The sequence below is a fragment of the Myroides odoratus genome, from assembly GCF_965118575.1.
In the GTDB taxonomy this organism is placed as follows: domain Bacteria; phylum Bacteroidota; class Bacteroidia; order Flavobacteriales; family Flavobacteriaceae; genus Flavobacterium; species Flavobacterium odoratum_B.
Map to the genome: position 1 here is coordinate 95,066 of NZ_CBCPHW010000014.1, position 20,281 is coordinate 115,346.

At 33.6% G+C, this 20,281-nt stretch carries 13 protein-coding genes; 2 read left to right on the top strand and 11 right to left on the bottom strand.

Annotated features, from left to right (window positions below; translation table 11 throughout):
- Positions 1–55: 55 nt before the first annotated feature.
- Positions 56–2,374, bottom strand: coding sequence for a BamA/TamA family outer membrane protein (locus ACMHJ2_RS12575; RefSeq protein ID WP_413513206.1), 2,319 nt, complete (start codon positions 2,372–2,374; stop codon positions 56–58).
- Positions 2,352–7,436: a translocation/assembly module TamB domain-containing protein gene (locus ACMHJ2_RS12580; protein WP_413513207.1), complete on the bottom strand. Its 5,085-nt coding sequence runs from the start codon at positions 7,434–7,436 to the stop codon at positions 2,352–2,354. The genes ACMHJ2_RS12575 and ACMHJ2_RS12580 overlap by 23 nt, the downstream gene beginning before the upstream one ends.
- A gap of 525 nt (positions 7,437–7,961) precedes the next feature.
- On the opposite strand from ACMHJ2_RS12580, the gene ACMHJ2_RS12585 reads away from it, so the two are divergent.
- On the top strand, positions 7,962–8,192 hold the full coding sequence (locus ACMHJ2_RS12585; protein ID WP_413513208.1) for a hypothetical protein: 231 nt from the start codon (positions 7,962–7,964) through the stop codon (positions 8,190–8,192).
- Positions 8,193–8,254: 62 nt separating this feature from the next.
- On the opposite strand, the gene ACMHJ2_RS12590 is transcribed toward ACMHJ2_RS12585, so the two are convergent.
- The 8 genes from ACMHJ2_RS12590 to ACMHJ2_RS12625 all read right to left on the bottom strand — a co-directional run bounded on the left by ACMHJ2_RS12590 (position 8,255) and on the right by ACMHJ2_RS12625 (position 18,781).
- Complete coding sequence (locus tag ACMHJ2_RS12590; protein WP_413513209.1) at positions 8,255–10,564, bottom strand: hypothetical protein; 2,310 nt, start codon at positions 10,562–10,564, stop codon at positions 8,255–8,257.
- The gene (locus ACMHJ2_RS12595) at positions 10,524–11,528 is read right to left on the bottom strand and encodes a hypothetical protein (protein WP_413513210.1); all 1,005 of its coding nucleotides are present in this window, start codon (positions 11,526–11,528) and stop codon (positions 10,524–10,526) included. The genes ACMHJ2_RS12590 and ACMHJ2_RS12595 overlap by 41 nt, the downstream gene beginning before the upstream one ends.
- 186 nt (positions 11,529–11,714) lie before the next feature.
- Positions 11,715–14,597: an alpha/beta hydrolase family protein gene (locus tag ACMHJ2_RS12600; protein WP_413513211.1), complete on the bottom strand. Its 2,883-nt coding sequence runs from the start codon at positions 14,595–14,597 to the stop codon at positions 11,715–11,717.
- 247 nt (positions 14,598–14,844) lie between these two features.
- Positions 14,845–15,180, bottom strand: coding sequence for a hypothetical protein (locus ACMHJ2_RS12605; RefSeq protein ID WP_413513212.1), 336 nt, complete (start codon positions 15,178–15,180; stop codon positions 14,845–14,847).
- A gap of 104 nt (positions 15,181–15,284) precedes the next feature.
- Positions 15,285–15,908, bottom strand: coding sequence for a hypothetical protein (locus ACMHJ2_RS12610; protein ID WP_413513213.1), 624 nt, complete (start codon positions 15,906–15,908; stop codon positions 15,285–15,287).
- A gap of 114 nt (positions 15,909–16,022) precedes the next feature.
- Complete coding sequence (gene lpdA / locus ACMHJ2_RS12615; protein ID WP_413513214.1) at positions 16,023–17,426, bottom strand: dihydrolipoyl dehydrogenase; 1,404 nt, start codon at positions 17,424–17,426, stop codon at positions 16,023–16,025.
- A gap of 84 nt (positions 17,427–17,510) precedes the next feature.
- On the bottom strand, positions 17,511–18,389 hold the full coding sequence (locus tag ACMHJ2_RS12620; RefSeq protein WP_413513215.1) for a diacylglycerol/lipid kinase family protein: 879 nt from the start codon (positions 18,387–18,389) through the stop codon (positions 17,511–17,513).
- Positions 18,390–18,475: 86 nt separating this feature from the next.
- Positions 18,476–18,781 (bottom strand): rhodanese-like domain-containing protein, encoded by a 306-nt coding sequence (locus ACMHJ2_RS12625; protein ID WP_413513216.1) that lies wholly within the window; start codon positions 18,779–18,781, stop codon positions 18,476–18,478.
- A gap of 128 nt (positions 18,782–18,909) precedes the next feature.
- Between ACMHJ2_RS12625 and ACMHJ2_RS12630 the strand changes: the two genes are divergently transcribed.
- Positions 18,910–19,572 (top strand): thiamine diphosphokinase, encoded by a 663-nt coding sequence (locus ACMHJ2_RS12630; protein ID WP_413513217.1) that lies wholly within the window; start codon positions 18,910–18,912, stop codon positions 19,570–19,572.
- 94 nt (positions 19,573–19,666) lie between these two features.
- Here ACMHJ2_RS12630 and ACMHJ2_RS12635 read toward each other — a convergent pair whose 3' ends face one another.
- Positions 19,667–20,248, bottom strand: coding sequence for an outer membrane beta-barrel protein (locus tag ACMHJ2_RS12635; RefSeq protein ID WP_413513218.1), 582 nt, complete (start codon positions 20,246–20,248; stop codon positions 19,667–19,669).
- Positions 20,249–20,281 lie beyond the last annotated feature (33 nt).

A 20,281-nucleotide genomic window follows, 5' to 3' on the forward strand; every position in this document is an offset into this window, starting at 1 on the left:
AGAATTGTTTTTATGTTTATTTTTCCTCACAAAATGGGTACATATTCCCCATTTACTAGAATGGATACCCAATTGCTAAATTGAACATCAGGTTATCTTTTCTCCATCTACCGCTTCCAAAATCAATATCTTTCACTACCCAACGCTCTCCAGGTTCGTTATAAGGCACTCGAAGGGGAAAGGCAAAATCAAATCGAACTACTAAAAAAGTTATATCAAATCGAAGTCCTGCTCCTGCTCCTAATGCAATTTCCTTATAAAAATCACCTGATATTTTTCCACCTAGTCGATCAGAGACTTCATTTAAATTCCAAATATTCCCACCATCGATAAATAGGGCACCATGAATAATACTCACTAATTTTTTGCGGTATTCGAAGTTAAATTCCAACAACATATCTCCGGATTGGTCTGGAATAAACTTGGCATCAAATGAATTAGGATTAAAGTTTCCTGGTCCTAATGTTCTTGCTCTAAACGCGCGAATACTATTAGACCCACCTACATAAAATTGTTTGGTATACGGTAAATTCTTTGAATTCCCATACGCATATCCTATACCTGCATGAATACGACTCACCAACTGAGAGGTTTTACTCAATCGCAAATAATGTCTAAAATCATGTTCTGTTTTGATATATTGACTAAAAGGGACACCGAGAATTGCTTTTTCATTATCGCCATCAACATCAGCACCCATAACTAATCCTGTTATATTTCCGGATAAATCAAGTCCTCCTCTATAGTAAAAAGTATTCTTTTTGTACTGATTCATCGTATTTGTATACGTATAGGTGTAAGTTGGACCAAAAATTAACTGTTTGTCCAATACTCGTTCCAAAGAAGGGTTTCCCGCAGCTGTTTCTCGGTATAGGTCAGTTATATTTTGAGGCGTTACATAATTTATTTCTAATGCATTTAATTGATGCTCTTTCCTAGCATTCTCTTTCCACATATATCCCCAAGAACCTTTAAAAGACGTCAAAGAATACAATTGGCTTCTTTCTAAATATTCGCCTCCTAGCATCGCTCTTGTTCGGGGTACGTATCCACTTGAAGAGTGGAAATTACCAGGTGCTATTAAACGCGGCCAGGTTAAACTGGTTTCCATCCCTACTTTGTAGACATTATAGCCTTTGTTTTTAGATGACATTTGAAAATCAGCTCCGCCATAGGCTGAAACAGAAAATAATTCAGCTCCTCTAAAGATGTTCTTATGACTCCAGTTAACGTTTAATTCAGCTCCATTGTAACTCGCAGAGTTTGTTTTTCCCAACAATTCTAAACGAATTGATTTTGGATTGTCAGGAGTCAGGAAATAATAAACATCTAACTTATTATTGAGTGTATCTACTAATTCAAATTGATTTTTAACATATTTAAAAACCCCTAAATTCACCAATCGATTTAAGGATAAATTATGATCATTCCGATTGTAAAGTTCTCCTTCACCTAAGTAGATAGTACGATCGTAAATACTTGGTTTGAATTTCTTTTTGGGATCAATAATTTCAAAATCCTTATAGGCTTCTGCTGTTTTTATATCGCGTTTAACATCGGTTTCTGCTAAAGAATAATCCGAAAAAACATAGATTTTATTAATCGTATACGCCTTAGTTGCCAATACAGGGGTATCTTCTTTTACTTTGACAAAAAGATTTACTTTATTATTGCCTACTGTACTGTCTACCTGTACCAAAAGATTATTCGGGCTAAAATAAAAATAACCTTTGTTTTTTACATAATTATCAAAGCGAACGCGTTCTTCTTTAATCACATCTAGACTGTACGCTTTGTCTTTTCTCAATCGAGTCCATCTCATACCTGCATCGTGGATAGCCTGTTGCAAAGGCGTAGAATCATTTAAAAACGTCACTTCGTTTATTGTAAATTGTGGCCCTGGTTTTACGGTATATAAAGCTCCTTTTTTCTTTTCGCTAACCTTTAGTGTGTCATAAGCTACTTGAACATTAAAAAAACCGTTATTTTCCATTCGATTAACCAAAATAGCTTGATTGTGTTGCATATCTACTTGATTAAAAAGAACGGGAGGTTCTCCTAAAGAATTGCGAAACCATTGTCGTATTTTGCCCGTTTTAGTTGGATCTCCGCCCAAATTGTAAAAAAACAACTTCGTGCGAAAGCCCAATATTGAGGCATTGGGTTCTGGTCGAAGTAAACCGTCTAATGACTCTTCAATTTCTTTTTTCTGTACTTTGCTTCCCTGCGTATTATCTACTTCAATTACACCTTTGGTATAGAGTACTTGTCCTTCTTCTAAATATTTAGTGGAACTACATGAGCTTATAAAGAATCCAGCAATTCCTGTTACAGTCAATAATAGAACACGATTAGTTTTCTTTTTTAGCCTCATCTCTTAGTTGTTTTTTCAATTGTCTTTTGTCTTTTGAACGTTCAAATAATTCTCTAAAACGGTCATAACTCATGGTAATGATAAAACCTACCCCTGTTTCTATTATTTGTCCTTGTAGAGCAACCTCATATTGATTTTTACGATACACACGCAACAAGTAACGTCCATCCTTAGATAGTGCATATTCTAACTCAATATCACCTGCAATATTGGATGCTTGTTCATTTTGTCTTTGGTTTCCTTCTACTTCAAAGCTACTTCCAACAGTAACTTTCAATCGATCCGCAAACAAACGTTTTGAAACGGCTATATTCAAATCGGTTCTATTTTCTCTTGCTCCTGTAGAGAAATCTTCCGTTGATTCTAGATTAAAATTTAATTCTACGCCTTGTATTAAATTACTGGCAAGATTATTCAATTGATCAGACAAGAGTCGGTTGACACTTTGTCTTGCCATAGTACCAGCACTTAATCCTCCCATGCTGCTTTCAAAAGGATTATCTCCTATAAAATGATTTAATAACAGCAAAGCAAATACCTGTTTATTCAATTCCGATTCATTGGCTCTAATTTGATCTAGTCTAGATTTTGTATTAGAAATCACATCTCCTGAAGCACTTGTAACGCCCTCTTTTAATCGAATATCGAAAGAAATATCAGGTTTAAGCAATTCTCCTTTCATCATTAAAAGCGCTTGAAAAGGCAATTGTTGTTTATACATATTCTGTTGTGTAGGCGATAAAGCCGCTAATTGATTTTGAAGTAAATCTATAGGCGCTGTTTTTGTTTCATAAATCGCTGTCAAGTTTAAAATAGCATCGGTTGGATCACCGGCAAAGGTGATTGAACTTCCTTTTTCGACCAAGAATTTTCGTTTCAAAAAATTAAAAGATAAATCATATGACCCCTCAGAAAACTCATACCTACCAGTCAAGGATACTTTACCAGAAGGATCAATTCCCCCAACAATATCTCCTTCACCTTTCAGCACGATTTTATCTCCACTACTCTTATCCATAATCATGGAGAAAGTAGCTTCTTTATCTACAATAATGGATACAGAAACATCTATTCCTTTCAATTCAGATTGATTGAAATCATCTTGGTATTTTACTAATTCCGCTTGTCGTAAACTCTCTTCATCTATAAATTCTACGATTCCCTCTCGATCTGCAATTGAAGGATCTTCTTGCGGCATTACCATGGTAAAATCTGTTTTCTTTCCAATGCTAATTTGCCCCGAAACCTTAGGAGTATTTAAATCTCCTCTAATTATAATATTCGAATCAAAAACCAAGGTACCATAATACATCTCATTGTCTTTAGAGGTAGAATTAACGGCTTTGAAATCGACTGCTTTAACATCTAAATTAAAGTCAAAGTCAGTATACGTTTGCGTTAGTATTTGTCCATCAATAACCAATAAATTACCATCTGCATCTGTAATACTAAAGGCATCTAACTCAATCCCTCGATTTGTAAAAGCTATTTTTTCGTTTATATTTTTAAAATCGGCATTAATTGGATTCACGTGAAATCCAATATCATTAAAGTTTACTGCTCCAAGAATAGCCGGCTTATCATAGTTGCCACCAATATTCAATTGTCCAGAAAGATAGCCTTGTGTTTCACTGAGGTTATTCATAGTAAAATGTTCAATTGCAGCTAGCTGAAATTTATCAATTGCCAGATTTAAATCCAAGGTTTTTTGATCCACATCAGTTGTTCCAAAAAGGCGAATCTTATTTTCTTTTCCTTCTAAAATTATATCTGCTTTATATTGGCTTAGCGATTGATTTTCAACCCCTATGTGTAAATTTCCTAAACCAATCTCATATACAGCTAGATTAGAAATATCCAAATCAGAAATAAATCGAAAATCTGCGCTTAAATCTTTTAAGTTCACCTGTCCATTAATTGTTCCCGCAGCTAATAGTTTATCTTTTTTAATCATTTTAGTAAGCATCTCAATACTAAAATTCTCAAAATTTACAGTCAGGGGACTATTCATTTCTTCTTCTTCAGAAGCCAAGCTAAACGTACTGTTTTGATACTTCAGTTCAAAATCCTTCGCAAAGAATCCTTTATCTCCTAGAACTATTTTATTGGTTGGATTGACATGCCAAGGCATATAGTCTAAAATAAATCCTTTCTCCTTTAATCGAATCTCTTGTTGAGCCATACCTGCCAAAACCTCACCTCCAATTAAGTAGCAGATTTTCTCTTGACTATCTAACAGTTTAAAGTTAAAGTCAATTGTATTATCCTTCACAAAACCATCAAATACCATTCTTTTGAGATTGAATGCAGCATTTGAGATACTTTGAATAGCTAACTTATAATCCAAGGTAGTAGCTTTGGTTTCAATATCTAGAGAAATAGAATCGATTACAATATCACCATATTCAAGTGTTGGAATTCCTCCCTTAAGGGCAAGATAAGCTTCCTTTTCTCTGTAAGCTCCCACAAAAACAATTGGTTGTATTTCTTTCAACTCAGGGAGAACCTTTTGGAATATCGGATCATTTTTTATGCGTAATTGATAGGTAAAGTACTGTTGTTTTACAACCGTTTGTTTTTCCTTTTTGTTATTTTTCTGTTTAATCTTGTCTTTTTCAGTTTCTGCACTAACTGCTAAAGCATAATATTTGCTTATTGTTGTTGTAATTGCATCTCCGAGTTTAGTCAATAGATAATCTCCTTCCATTTCAAAGTCAAGTACTTGAGAAGATATATTCATCTTGCGATAAGATTCACTCGCTTGGGCGTTAAAAACAATAGGTTGAAATCTAAAAGATCGACTTAGAGCATTAAAACTCAAATCTTTGATTGTTGCTGTACCCACTAAACTATCGGGTAAGATATTTTGCATATCAACCGCCAAATTAGCGCTAACTGTAGAAGGTTCATCATTCAAATGCAATTGATATAAATCAATTTGCTTCAAATCAGCTACTAGATTTAGGCTTAATGCTTGATGCGTCCATGCACCTGTAGCCTCCAGCGTAAAATCTAAATTCGGGTCCTTATTTGCTGTTTTTAAAGTGTATTGCCCATTCGCAAGCACTCCATCTAATTGGATATCTTTATAAGTATACCCCATGTACTCTGCTTCATCTAATTTAATAAAAGCTTGAGCCTGAGCCTTTGACGGTTCAAAACTCATTCCGTCAATTTTAGCCTGAAGCGTGATACTACCAATAGAATCGTTTTTAATTAAACGTCCTACATTTAGCTTGTCAATTGTCAAATTAGCCTTATACTTTTCTTTATTCTTAATTTTTTGATTGAAAGAACCATCAAAAGCAACCGATCCTAAACTTGTTTTCAGCTTAAAAGTACTCGTTATATCCTGTTGTGTTCCTTTTGCAGTTCCAACCAAACTAATTAAAGCGGGAATTTCAATATTTTTGGGTAGTATATCTGGAGGAGATAACAACTTGATGTCTTTCGCCGTGGTTTGAAAATCTTTGATAGTAATATCAACATATGCTTTTTCTACCAGTGGAAGATTTTTGATTTTTCCTTCTGCATTTAAAAACGTTGATCCCAACAGGTTCAAATATACTTTGTCAATTTGCAAATCATTAACCAATCCTTTTGCAACAAGTTCAATTTTTATTTTTTCTTGACTTAATTTAGTCAGTCCATTGGATTTAAATACGTCTGGTAGTAATAAATAAGCATCTTTTAATCCTAAATAAGAATTAGTAATAACAACATCCGTTGAAACCTGTCCAATTTCATTCATGAGCATATCAAGTGTATTATAATTCAATACAACAGAGCTATTAAACTGGGTATTTGGTGTTTCTATATTCAAATCTTTCAAAAAAGACGCTTGCTGCCCATATTGAAAATAGGTCTTTACATTATTAAGGATAAAACCACTTTGTTCTTTAAAAGAAAAATGCTGTAAATTTCCATTAAGCCCTGCATCACTATACTGGAAATCTTTTAATTTAAAATCTAATGCTTCAATTCCGATGTGGTTGGCATCTAGTCCTTCGTTGACTTTTTTATGATTTTCATCGTCATACTTTGCATTAAAATCTTTGATATTAAAGTTTTTAATTGCTAGATTCCAGCCAAGTTTAGCTTTCGTTTCTACTGCTAAACTATCCGTATTAACTATTTGTGTTTGACTTTCAGTAGTCTGAATTTTTCGGGGTAAAAACTTAACTTCTGCTACTGTTTTATTCAACAGTATGTCCTCAACATCAATTTGCTGTTTGCCTAAATCAAATTTATTTACTGTTAACTTAAATTCACTTAGCGATAAAAAGGCTTGAATATAATCTTCTACACTTTGATAATCTACTTGTGTATTCGTCATTTCAACTGCTCCAATACGCAAATCAAGAGGTTTATCATCCTGATTTGTAGTTTCTGGCAAAAGAATCTCCTCTTCTATTCGCTCTCCAAATTGCTTTTCTTTGTGATATACAACATCAATCCCATCCGAAAAAATCTTAGGTAATTCAAATCTCATTTGATCTAAATCAAAAACCTTAAATCGCGTTACAAACTGATTTAATTTTAAGTTTACCTGATGCCCATCGTAAGAATCCTCAAATTTCACATCGATATTACTCAAGCGAATTTGACCAACATCAATGGTCATTGTAGAAGGAGTATCTTCTTTTTCATCTTCCGAAGCAAAAGCTTCTATAATGTAGTCAAAATTAAAGCGTTGCAGCGTATCTCGTTGAATATTTGCTTTTAATCCATCTAAATCCACCGAGCTAACATTCACTTTACTAGTCAACAAGCCCAACAAACTAATATCAACTCCCAAATGGTTGACATAAACTAACGTATCTTTTTCTTGCGATTCAATATAAAGACCTTTTACTACAATTTCTTTAGGAAAAGAAAGGGCTATTTTATCCAACTTAACGGGTGTGCCAATTTTCTCTTCAACAAAGGATATCACCTTGTCTTTTATTGCATTTTGAATAGCTGGTATTTGCACTAATACAATTAAAAGTATCAGTAAAACAAGAACTGAAAATACAATCCACCCCACTATTTTACCTATTTTAACAAGTAGTTTCTTCAAAGTCTAATTTTTTTACTCAAAAATAACAAAAACAGACTATACTAGGGGATATAAATAATTAATTTTTCAAACAATTGATTATTTTTTGACCTGATAATGAAGAAAAAAATAAAAGTACAGCAAGATTAAAAAACTTTATTTTGAATCAATTAAAATTAAATTCCATTTTTTTAAAAGCGGTTATTTCTAAATATAAATACACGTATCATTTAAGATGATCTTCGTCTTCTTAAACGCGAAAACTCCATCGAAGAGCAATTATTTTACTGGCAATAAAAATAATTAGTTTTGTTTTTAGTATTAAAACTACTAGTAATTCCAGTAATCATCACTGATTAAATAGTGTTATTTTATTTAAAAAAAGAGTATCAAATCAAAACAAAAACAAATAAATCGCTTATTTTTAAACTTATACGTTAAAAATTAAAAATAAATAAGTAATTTTACAACAAATAACAACACTATAATTTGATTTCACCAAAGCACCTTACAAAATAGATTGTCGTTCTTTAAAAAGTAGCCGTAATGAAAAAATTATTTTTCAATCAACAAGGAATTGAGCAGAAACAACAAAACATGGCTCAACTTCCCGCCCACCAATTGCAAGAGGAGCTTTTAGTTATGCTGTATGATACCAAAAATTGGGTTAGTAGTAACTTTATTTTATCTAAGCATCAATTAAAAAAACTAGAAAATGCCCCTGAGGCATTTTTAAGAAATTTTAGTCTTACAACGATGAATATCGTATGTAATTAAGTAAAATATGAATTGATACAAAAACAAAAATCCAGCCTATTCTGGTGGATTTTTGTTTTTAGCTAGTTGTTTTTTTCTAAATAAGTTCTGAAATAGCCACATTCATTAATTACCTCTTGGTAATATTTTGTATCGCTATATAAGGTTGCGAGTTCTTGGAATCCTTTCCATTTTTTAAACATAGGATCCTCCCATCCTGCCCCCCAATAATAGTCTTTATTTTGATACTCGATGGCATAAAACTCATTGCGTTCTACTTTGGCTTCTAAATAGGCCATTTTTGCCTTTTGTTCCTTAGTTGTAGCCGCCTTTTTAGCAATACTGTAGTATTTTTTAGCTAATCCCATATTCAATAAATACTTTCGCTCTGAAGGAGAAATAAAATTACCATATTCATTAACTAAAGGATTATAGTAAAAAACACGTGCATTCCCATAATACGTTCCGTTGTAAAACGCATTTCCGACGAGCAATGCATTATTGAAAACATCTTCTTTTTTTGCAATCTTATCCTGCATTTCTTTAATTTTCTCTAAAAATGAAAGCTTTGTGTAAAGAATCGTTTGCTTAGCCATGTGGTCGCAATCGTTACAATCTTGAATTTTACCATTAAAAGGATTTCCTAATAAAACAGTAGCATTATAGGGTTTCACATATGATTCTCCATTATAAGCATATACCGCTGTAACAGGTTCAGCTTTTTTCATTTCAGCAATCGCTTGTTCAATTTTATCTTGATAGAATAAGTTAATAGCTCTTCGCTCGTAAATATCGCTTAGTGTATATTCGTATTTATCAACCATCAATTGTTCAAAGCTTGTTTTAGTATTACTCAACAAGAATTTTTCTATCTTCACGGTATTGTCTACTTTACCATAGAAATCCAAATTTGAATACATAATTTCACTCATGACACTATTGCCATTTTCTAAATAGATCGCTGCTAAATACTGGCGAATCCAATGTATCCCATATTCATATCGGAAAGGATCTTCCCAATTTGAATGGGGCATAATCTCCGTATACATCCACTGCATATCTTTTAGAATCACCTGTTCAGCTTTGGCATCCATTTTCTTTATTTGAGAGACTTTATTAATCAGTCCAAATAATCGAATTTGATTTTCTATCAATGGGTTGTTGTGTGCTTCCTTTTTAGCTTTAGCGAAGGCAGCATCCGCTTCGGTATATTCCCCTTGAAAAATAGCTAAATAACCACTTGCCATAAGCCATAAAGCTGGATTATCGACTTTTTCAGGTTGTGCTGCTATTTGTTTTACCCAAGCTAATCCCGGTTGATCAATCGTTTTCTTTAAACTTTCGAAATACGCTTTGCTGCTTTTAAACGATTCTTCTCTAAATTTTAAAAACGAAGATTCTTGCTCATTTACCCAACGAGTCAACAAAAAATTTGCGTGCGGACTTTGGCTATCAATCGCCATAATTTCTTTGAGCGCATCAAGGGTATTAGCTGCTGTATAATAGCCTTGCATAGCCCATAAAGCGGCTTGTACCTCTTTGGATGGGATTGTTTGTGCCACTTGTTTTACACGTTCTGTATCCATCGGCTTATAATTGTATAATGCTACTTGACGCAAGGATGGATTTGCATTAAAAACCTCAGCATAAAGCGCATTAGACCTTTCGTAATCTCCTGCTTGATAATAAGCCCCTGCAACGTAACTCAACCCTCTATAATACAGTGTGTTTTTTGGCTGTTTATCTGAAGTTTGATTGAAAAAAGTAGTCACACTTGCGCGATTGGCCGAATAAAACTTTGCTTTCATCACCTGAAACCACATTCTATTCGCAAAGAAAATGTCTTTACTTTTCAAATTTTTATACAGCTTCTCCACTTTATCTGCTTGATTTTCATTCATCAAAGCAGCAACATACGTGTCATAATCCCAGTAACTATAACTGTCATTAGAATAGTGTTCAATTTCTTTAGCATGATATAAAAAAGTAACAAAATTTTGAATTCGCTCTTCTTTTAAATTCCAGGTTGTAGATTTTTTACCTTTTAAATTGGCATATAATTGATCTATTTCACTCGCATATTCTCTACTAGACAATAGGTATTTCTCAATTTCTTTTTCCTCTAATTTTCCTTGTAAATAGGCGGTCCATTCTGCTACAATATCATCATTAAACATCGCCCCATTCACCATATATCCTCCATTATAAAAACGATCATACGGAGCGAAAAATAGAGGCTTATAGGACGCATCAGCAAAAGCTTCAGGTGTAAAATTAGAAGTGCTGGAATAACTCCACCATCCATCTGCACAAGCATAGGTATAAATACCCGTACCTAATAGCACAGATAAACTACCTAGAACGTACCATTTCTTTAAAGATCTCTTGATCATAGTCATTGATATTTTTTGAATTTAAATCATATAATATTATTTCCCCTGGGTATTTCCCGCTCGCTTTGTACAAATCGACCGTCATTTCTTTTAATTGATCTGTTGAAATACTTTCTACTTTTAACACATCTCCTTTTTGAAATAGAAAACCAAAAAGTTCAGTTTCCTTTTTGACCACAAATTGATGCGCATTAATGGATTCCAAAGCTTCTTGCTGCATTAAATCGGTTACTCTCAATCGGCTGATTAGTCGAATAATCCGATCTTTTCTACTGTGAATTACCCAGGAATAGATAGGCAAAGCATAGTCTAAAGACAAGGGATAGTCTTTCAATCCACTGGTGTATTTTTGTGCAATTTGACGATCATAAATAGAATTCAATGAATCTGTAGCAATACGTCCCATATTATAATACATCAAAACCCCACGATCTACGGGAGGGATTCCTGTTTTAGAAGCATATTTTACTTGATGTAAACGTATAGTTGCCGAAATTTTCATTTCTGTTTCTTTGCGCAATTGCTCGATGAAAGCAAAAAAGCGCTCTTTGCTATTTAAAGTCCAATCACAATCGATTTGTATTTCTTGGCTATCAATATTGTTGTGTTCATTTATTTGATGCACAAAATCGACCACTTGATTGGCTAGGTGTTTAATATCTAGCTTTTCATTCAATACAACTTCATTTTTAATATAGATAACTGGAACCACCTCTAGCAAAGGCACTGATTCTTTGAAGACAATTGGCGTAATAGGAACCGCTAAACCATTCTTTAACCCAATGTCAAAATAGCGAATATAAAGTTTACTTACGTCTAGATTTTCTAAAGTCTCTCTTTCTATTTGATCTAAAGAGAAATTGGTTTTCCAATAATAAAAGGACAGCTTGGTATTCTTGTTTTGGGAAGTATTTAAACAAGATACACAAAGCAAAAAGAGCAATCCTAAACTAATTTTTTTCATAGTATTTGAGAAACAAGCTTACACTTGTAAAAGTACAAGGTCTTCGAGCCACAAATGTACAGATAAGAATGCTTTTTTATGCATTTTCCACCTTCTAAATTTTAGTAGTAGGTTTCTTATTTTGACAAAAAAAAGACCTAAAAGAGAAGGTTCTTTTAGATCTTTTATTAGTGTTCATTTAACGTTTTAATTGACCGTTTCGTTGGTTAATTCAAATCCCCAGTCTTTTCCTTTTAGTACAGCAGGAACCCCTTTTACCATCCAAATAGGAGCTTGCGCATCTTTTAAATAGTAATCAAAAAACTGTTGTTGACGAATTTGGATGTCTTTTCTATTTTGACGTTTCATCAAATTGTGTTCATCGCCATTGTAGTTTAGCATCCATACTGGTTTATTTAAACGACGCATAGCCATAAACATTTCTATTCCTTGATACCAAGGCACTGCTCCATCATTGTCATTATGCATAATCACCAAAGGTGTTTTTATATTTGGAACTTTGAATAAGGGTGAATTTTCGATGTACAAATCATAACCTTCCCAAAGTGTTTTTCCAATTCTACTTTGTGTTTTTTCATATTGAAATTGACGACTCATTCCTGTTCCCCAGCGAATTCCACCATAAGCAGATGTCATGTTAGCCACAGGAGCACCTGCCCAAGCTGCTGCATACATATCGGTAACCGTTACTAAATAAGTCACTTGATATCCACCCCAACTTTGTCCTTGAATACCAATTTTATCTGGATTTACCCATGCGTTTTGTTTCAAAAAATCTACCCCCGAATTGATATATTCTTCGGCGGCTTTTCCTGGAAATCCATCTGTATAGCTAATATCAGGTGTAAATACTAAATACCCATTACTCACAAAATAAGAAATATTTAAGCGAGAAGGAGTAGGTGCTGGTGCTTCATAGCGATGTAAATTATCTGATAATTTTTCATAGAAATAAACTAGCATTGGGTATTGTTTTGTTTCATCAAAGTCTTCTGGTTTAACTAAAACACCTGTTGCCTCATATCCATTAGGGGTTGTCCAATGAATCAATTCATTGGTTCCCCAATTGTAGTTTTGTTGTTGAGGATTAAGGTGACTCAAACGGGTAGTTTGATCCAATCTTTCTCCAACATATAAATCATTCGATTGAACAAAATTCCCCTTGGTAAAGGCATATACCGTTGCATCTTTTGCTTTTATAAGGGATGAGAATCCTCCATAAGGTTCTAGTAAAATCTTCTTTGGATCTTCCAATGTTTTTAAATTCACACTAAAATATCCCGCCTCTTTTGTTGCATTGTCAAATACAGTTGCTATTACTGTTTCATTTTTATCGAACGCTTTCTTCTCCTCATCGAACTGAATCAAATCAAAAGTAAGGTTGTGTTTACGTCCATAGCCATTTGTAATCCTTTTAGGAGCTTTATTACCTTTCAAATAAAACGCCCAAATATCATAACGATCCCCTATTAAAACGGATTCATCCTTATCCGTCCAGCCTTTTATCCCATAAGAGGATGGTAAATCTGGCATATCAAATTCTTCTTCTGCAAAAGATACATTTAACCCTTTGTTTAATTGTTTGGTTACTCCCGTTTTTATCTCATATACGTACCAATTGCCCTCTTGACTATTGTAATACACCACGGCTGTTCCTTTAGGTGAAACAGAAGCTCTACCAGGTAAATCTTTGATTATTTCTTTGCGCACACCTGTATTTACATCTACGATAAAGTAAGAACTAACCCCTGCTATATCCCATTGTTTTTCTACACGTCTTCCATAGTCAGACATTTGAAAAACAAAGGAAGCATTTCCTTCATCAACCAGAGACGTAGCATTACTTGTTTCATTTGCTAAAGCAACGATACGATTCATTTGTGTCAAATCCATCGTTGCTAGGTAAGACTTTTTTAAATCTTTTTCTAAATTAACTAATTGTTGGGGTTGTAAATAATCTTCTTTATAATGCCAAACATCTACTAAGGCATGATCATCTGCAACAAGTGTAGTGTCTTTAGGAATGGACTGAGGCGCAATACCAAAATATAGTCTTTTTCCATTTTTACTGAATTGGGAAGCGTAATTTTCTGAAATCACCCAATCCGAAGGCATTCCTTTTACTTCTTTGGTAAGCAAAATTTTTGCTTGTTTTGGCAATTGTGTATAGTAAATTATATAGTTTTTAACTAAAGCTTTCTCCTCGTCAGCTGTATAGGTAAAAACTAACTGTTTCCCCTCCTGATCAAAACTAAATTGAGAAAATTTGCCTTCTCCTTGAAATAGGGTTGCTAGTTTTGCTGTTTTTAAATCAATGGCATAAACACCATAGGTTTGATCTGCTGATTTTGGCTCAGAAATGGCAGCTAGAGAATCAGTGGCTACTTCAACCGAATCTTTAGATTCAACCTTCTTTTTTTCTGGATTAGCTGTTGCGTACACTAAATAGTTGCCTTTTTCATCAAAGTAGTATTCAGTAACATTTGCTATCCTTTTTTCTACCGCCGTTTCTAAGTTAAGCAAAACGAGTTCTAGCGGTTCATTTTTATCCGATTTCTTCGTTAGTTTCGCCTTTTTTCCTTGAGTAGTATCTATTTCTTTTTCTAATAAATAAGCAATTGTACTCGCTCCTTTACTCGGTAATTTGAAAGACTTCACCTGTGGGATTTTAGTCATTTCTTGGGTTAGTAGATTGTATATTCCCAAAGAATCTTTGGCAATTTCATCGGCTTTCTTTTTCTTGTTTTTCACCGCTTTCAACTCTTTGTAAAAAGGTCGAATAGCAAAAACGATATACTTTGAATCAGCAGTAAATAGGGCGTTCTCTCCTCGTTCAACTAGTTGATCCTTCTTTTTATTTCCTAAATTAATAACTAATTTCTTATCTCCTTCTTGCTGGGCAATTTGATAGGCAATGGTTTTACCATCCTTGGAAAATTGTTTCATTGCAATGCTTTCCCAACTATCATATACGGTATGATCTAAAGGTTTTTTTTGTCCATATCCTAAAGTAACGGTCAATAGTAAAATACCGATACTTAAGGAATAGATTTTATTCGTTCGAATCATGTTATACGTGTAAATGTTTGTTATTATTTGTTATTTCGATAGGTACAAGATATTCCATTAGGAAAGATATAACAAGTGCATTAACACCTCAGCGGTATCTATTTATTATTTATTTTCTAGATACTCAATGATTTAACGTTTTTTATAATTTTACGTTTAACTCTAAATAAAGATTACAAATAAAAAAAGGACAGTAATAAACTACTGTCCTTTTAATTTCTATGAAATTATATCGTTTTTTTGCTATTTAGGATTTCAAATCCTGAATAAAAGCTTCTACGTCTGTATCAAATGTAGGTTCTTGTATCAATTCCAAGGCTAATGTTGTCATTTTTTTAAAGTGAACTTTGGTATAACTTCTACCAAAACTCATCTTACAAAAATCGCCTACTATACCAAAAACGCCATTTATTTCCTCTTCTGTTACCGCTTTCTTATCTGCATACCTACCTCTTAGTACAGCTGCACTAACAAAAGCTCCTATTTTCACCACCAAATCCGTATTTAAGGCTCCTTTTTGATCTGCTAAATACAATAATTCATCTAGGTTATGATGAATTAAGGTTTTTATATCTACACTCATTTTTCTACGTTAAAAATACAAAGTTAAAAAACAATCTGCACAATTCCTTGCAATAAAAAAAGCTTCTACCCAAAAGTAGAAGCTTTATATAGTATAAAATCAATTTACATTTTTTTGAAATATAGATATACTTTTTCATCTTTCACTCTTGAGTAATCAGATAAACGATCTTCTACACGTAAATAATCTGCTTGAAAACCAATTTCTAAATTTCCACTATAATGCTCTTTTCTTTTTCTAAGATAAATAGTTTTCTTTTTAGGTTTTCCATGTTCATCTAATACCGGTTTTCCATCAGCACCTAGTTCATCTATTACTTTTGACTCTAAATAGTCATCCGTAACAAGTACCTTTAGCTTATCCGGAGATAATAAATTCATACCACGAACAATTCTTGGAAATTCAAAAATACTTCTACATTCTCTTTTATCATCAACTACTCTGTATCCGTAATTATTATAAGATAAGGAATCCAAAACAACACCAGTTCTATGAACAACTAAATAGTCTTTTTGTTTACATTCATTTGACGCAGGTACTAAACCAACTTTTCTATCTCCGATTTTATTTCCGACATAGGCATATTTACCTGTAACTAATTCATCTAAATTAGCTAATTCAGTATAGGGTTGAGAAAAAATAGGGTCATTAGATGAAGATGAGTTATCATCACTAGAGCAAGCAGCTATAGTAATAGCGCCGAATAGCATAACTAGTATCTTTTTCATTTTGGTTTTATTTTAGTATTTAAGAAAACAAATATATCATTTTTTGTATCACCATAAATAAAAAAGAGTCTAAATAGACTTTAGACTCTTTTTTTTAACATATATTCTCTTAAACTATACGTGTAGAGCACGATTTTCTGTTGCTGCTAAAGCAGCTTCTTTAATCGCTTCTGCAAAAGTTGGATGCGCATGCGACATTCTTGAAATATCTTCCGCTGAAGCTCTAAATTCCATAGCAGTAACTGCTTCTGCAATAAGATCAGCTGCACGGGCACCTACCATGTGAATGCCCAAAACCTCATCTGTCGTTTGATCTGCGATAATTTTCACAAATCCATCCAAATCACCACTAGCACGAGAACGTCCTAAAGCTCTGAATGGAAAACTACCTACTTTATAGGCAACTCCTTCTGCTTTTAATTGTTCTTCTGTTTTTCCAACTGCAGCAACTTCTGGCCATGTATATACAACACCAGGAATTAAATTATAGTTGATATGAGGTCTTTGTCCTGCTAAAAATTCAGCTACTAACACCCCTTCTTCTTCTGCTTTATGTGCAAGCATAGCTCCACGAACTACATCTCCGATTGCATAAATATTAGAAGCTGTTGTTTGTAAATGGTCATTTACCTCTACTTGTCCTCTTTCTGTAAGTTTTACTCCCGCTTTATCTGCATTTAAACCGTCTGTATAAGGACGACGACCTACAGCTACTAAAGTATAATCTCCTTCTAAAGTAATAATTTCTCCTTTTTTATCTTCTGCTGAAACTTTCACTACATCCCCTTCACGTACAACACCTTGTACTTTGTGTGAAGTATAGAATTTCATGCCTTGTTTCTTTAATACCTTTGTCAATTCTTTCGAAACAGCACCATCCATCGTTGGTAAAATACGATCTGCAAATTCAACAACAGACACCTGAGCACCTAATCTCAAGTAAACCTGTCCTAATTCTAAGCCAATTACTCCACCTCCAATAATAATCAAATGTTTTGGAACTTCTGGAAGTTTTAAGGCCTCTGTAGAAGTAATAACACGCTCTTTATCCAATTGAATAAATGGCAAAGTGGTTGGTTTAGAACCCGTCGCAATAATTGTGTATTTTGCTTCAATTTGTTCTACTGAACCATCCTTTTTTGTAACATGAATTGTAGTTGCATTTTCAAATGACCCCACTCCTTCATATACTGTAATTTTGTTCTTATCCATTAAGAACTTAACGCCTGAACAAGTTTGATCTACAACGGTTTGCTTGCGCTCAATCATTTTTGCTAAATCCACTTTTACATCACCCGCTACTTCAATACCGTGCTCTCCAAAGTGTTTCATTTCTTCAACAAAGTGAGAAGATGCTAATAATGCTTTTGATGGAATACACCCTACATTTAAGCAAGTTCCTCCAAGTGTAGCATATTTTTCTACGATTGCAGTTTTAAAACCTAATTGAGCACAACGGATTGCAGCTACATATCCACCAGGTCCTGAACCAATTACAACTACGTCAAATGAATTCATATTTTTTTAACTTTTTGATGTTTATTTACGATGTACAAATGTACGGTTTTCTAAAATAACTCTTCCTAATATAACGATTTTATCTTAACAGATTACGTTTAAACTCTTAGGCACAACTTCGATGATAAAATGATTGGTATTAAATTCATAATACTCTCCATCAATTTGTACACCTTGACGCTGACTATTTTTTATTTCAACCTCAATTTTAGCGGTTTGCACATAATCCGTTTGTCGAAACTTTTCTGTTTTTTTTAATAGCACGTATAACCCAAAGGTCAATTGTTTAAAGATTCCTATTTTTGGAACCATTAAATAATCCAATAGGCCATCGGTCAAACTTGCTTTGGGTGTTAAACTCATATTATACCCCATTTCATTAGAATTAGAAATAAACAACAACAGAGGATTTACTTCTCTTGTATTTCCATTATACGTAACGTACATCTGTTTTGCTTTATATTGCTGAGCAGAATTCAAAGCTGCTCGGATATAAGCGCCCAATTTACGTTTACCTGATTTTTCATATTGTTCGATAATGGTTGCGTCAATACCAAAGCCCATATTACTAAAGAAATATTCGCCATTCAAAGACCCTACATCCATAGCAACTACGGTTTGTTTTCTAATTAATTCTAAAGCTTTGTCAATATTTTTTGGAATAGATAAGTTAGACGCTAAGCCATTGCCTGAGCCCACAGGTACAACCCCGAAGAGAACCTCTTTGTTTACCAATGCCGTTGCTACTTCATGAATAGTACCATCTCCTCCGCAAGCAACAATAATATCTGCCTTTTGCTCCAACGCCAACTTTGTTAGCTCAATGGCATGTCTTTTACGCTTTGTTAAATGAACGTAAACCTCGTATTTCTCACTGGGGAAAAAGGTTTTGATATGCGCTTCCGTAATATTGTGCTTACCTTTTCCTGAAATAGGATTTACTATAAAATGAATGTGAGTCATAGAACGACAATTAGGGGGTTTAACAACTGCTAAACCAATGAATTTCTATTTTTAGTATAACAAAAAAGTCAACTTGAGTTGACTTTTTATAGGGTTGGGCCTTCCCATTCTATAATACCTCCTACTAAATTAAAAGTATGTTCAAAACCAAGTTGATTCATCAATAAACACGCTTGATTACTTCTACCTCCAGCTTTGCAATAGATATAGTAATTCTTAGACTTGTCTAATTGCTCTACAGCATCTAAAAATCCTTGTCCTTTATAAATATCGATGTTAATTGCATTTGGAATTGCTACTTCTTCCACCTCTTCATCTGTGCGAACATCTAAAATAACAGCATTCGTATCTTCTTGATATTGTGCCCACCATTGTTCTTGTCTTAAATCCATTTTTTCAATTCTTAGAATAGCTTCAAAGATAAAGTTATTTTGTATTTTATCCCTTATTTCACTTTAAAAAATGACTTTTAGTTGGATTTATTGTTTTTCTTTGTTCTATAAAACTCAAGAACCAATTTATGTCATCACATCATATCGTTCGCGATGATCAAGAACCTGCATTAATTATTGCTAATGGTGCGGCTTGCAGTCAAGATTTAATGAATCAATTATTAGAATGGTCTCCTTTTATTGTTGTTTTGGATGAAGCAATAGAAAGAGTCATCGCCTTAAATATTAAAGTAGATGTTCTTATTGGGGATTTTGACAGAGCATTTGATCCTAACGTATATTTAGAAAAACAGTATCCCTTAGAAATTATACACTGTACCGATCAAGAATCAACAGATTTAGAAAAGGCACTTGATTTTCTTCTGCAAAAAGGAATTAAAGCAGCCAATGTAATTTGGGCAACTGGCAAAAGAGCGGATCATACGTTTACCAATATTACGACGCTTGTAAAATATCGGGATTCCATGAAAATTGTTTTATTGGATGATTACTCAAAAATCTTTAGACTGCCCAATACGTATAAAAAATGGTACACAAAAGATACTATTATATCCTTAATTCCCATTGGAAAAGCCATAGAAATTACAACCTCGAATTTAAATTATCCTTTGTTTAAAGAAGATTTAGAATTAGGCGTTCGAACAGGATCTAGCAATAGTGTAGCTGAAGATGGTATCGTAAGTATTACCTATAAAGAAGGCGATTTACTACTGATGGAATGCACTGATTAAAGGACTATGTATACTTTTACTATAGTATTTTATCTAAAACGAAAAAGGGTGCTCTAAAAGAACACCCTTCAATATAAACGAAACTTTACTTTTATTATTTACCTAAGAAAATTTGGAAACCTAATGAAAGGCCTAATCCATTTTGAGCAGTAGCATTTGCTTGGTTTGACTTACTATAATTGTATCCTACAATGGCTTCTAGAGCAACGTTACGACTTACGAAGTGTGAATAACCTGCATTAACAGCAAAGGCAAATGAAGTATCACTTGTAGCTCCATCCGTACCAGAAATTCCTACACCTCCTTGTCCAAAGAAGCGCCCTGTTTCACTTGCTCCCTCAGGAAAGTAGTATCGAGCAAAAGGCATTACTTTGTAATTCCAATCGTTCTTAGTTCCTTTGTGCGTTGTTAATCCAGTACCCAATTCTAATCCAATTGCAATACCATCCGAAATAAAGTACCCTGCTCTTGGAGAAAAGTTAATATTAAAACTTTTATCCTCAAAACTGTATCCTGTAGAACCGATAGCTCCTCCAACAATCCAGTTTCCTTTTTTAATTGGTGTTGTTCCAACTTTTTCCGATAACTTTGGTGTTTCCACTAATTTACCACTCTGTGCGTTTGCTATTGTCATACTTCCTAACAATAGCGCTGTAATCAATGTAGTCTTTTTCATAGTTTTTGCTTTTTAATTATACCTATTCTTTCA

What these genes read in the sequence shown, in the direction of transcription:
- ACMHJ2_RS12575 (WP_413513206.1), bottom strand. Translation starts at nt 2,374, where the DNA reads ATGAGGCTAAAAAAGAAAACTAATCGTGTTCTATTATTGACTGTAACA.
- ACMHJ2_RS12585 (WP_413513208.1), top strand. Translation starts at nt 7,962, where the DNA reads ATGAAAAAATTATTTTTCAATCAACAAGGAATTGAGCAGAAACAACAA.
- lpdA (WP_413513214.1), bottom strand. Translation starts at nt 17,426, where the DNA reads ATGAATTCATTTGACGTAGTTGTAATTGGTTCAGGACCTGGTGGATAT.
- ACMHJ2_RS12605 (WP_413513212.1), bottom strand. Translation starts at nt 15,180, where the DNA reads ATGAGTGTAGATATAAAAACCTTAATTCATCATAACCTAGATGAATTA.
- ACMHJ2_RS12595 (WP_413513210.1), bottom strand. Translation starts at nt 11,528, where the DNA reads ATGAAAAAAATTAGTTTAGGATTGCTCTTTTTGCTTTGTGTATCTTGT.
- ACMHJ2_RS12610 (WP_413513213.1), bottom strand. Translation starts at nt 15,908, where the DNA reads ATGAAAAAGATACTAGTTATGCTATTCGGCGCTATTACTATAGCTGCT.
- ACMHJ2_RS12635 (WP_413513218.1), bottom strand. Translation starts at nt 20,248, where the DNA reads ATGAAAAAGACTACATTGATTACAGCGCTATTGTTAGGAAGTATGACA.
- ACMHJ2_RS12630 (WP_413513217.1), top strand. Translation starts at nt 18,910, where the DNA reads ATGTCATCACATCATATCGTTCGCGATGATCAAGAACCTGCATTAATT.
- ACMHJ2_RS12600 (WP_413513211.1), bottom strand. Translation starts at nt 14,597, where the DNA reads ATGATTCGAACGAATAAAATCTATTCCTTAAGTATCGGTATTTTACTA.
- ACMHJ2_RS12590 (WP_413513209.1), bottom strand. Translation starts at nt 10,564, where the DNA reads ATGATCAAGAGATCTTTAAAGAAATGGTACGTTCTAGGTAGTTTATCT.
- ACMHJ2_RS12620 (WP_413513215.1), bottom strand. Translation starts at nt 18,389, where the DNA reads ATGACTCACATTCATTTTATAGTAAATCCTATTTCAGGAAAAGGTAAG.
- ACMHJ2_RS12625 (WP_413513216.1), bottom strand. Translation starts at nt 18,781, where the DNA reads ATGGATTTAAGACAAGAACAATGGTGGGCACAATATCAAGAAGATACG.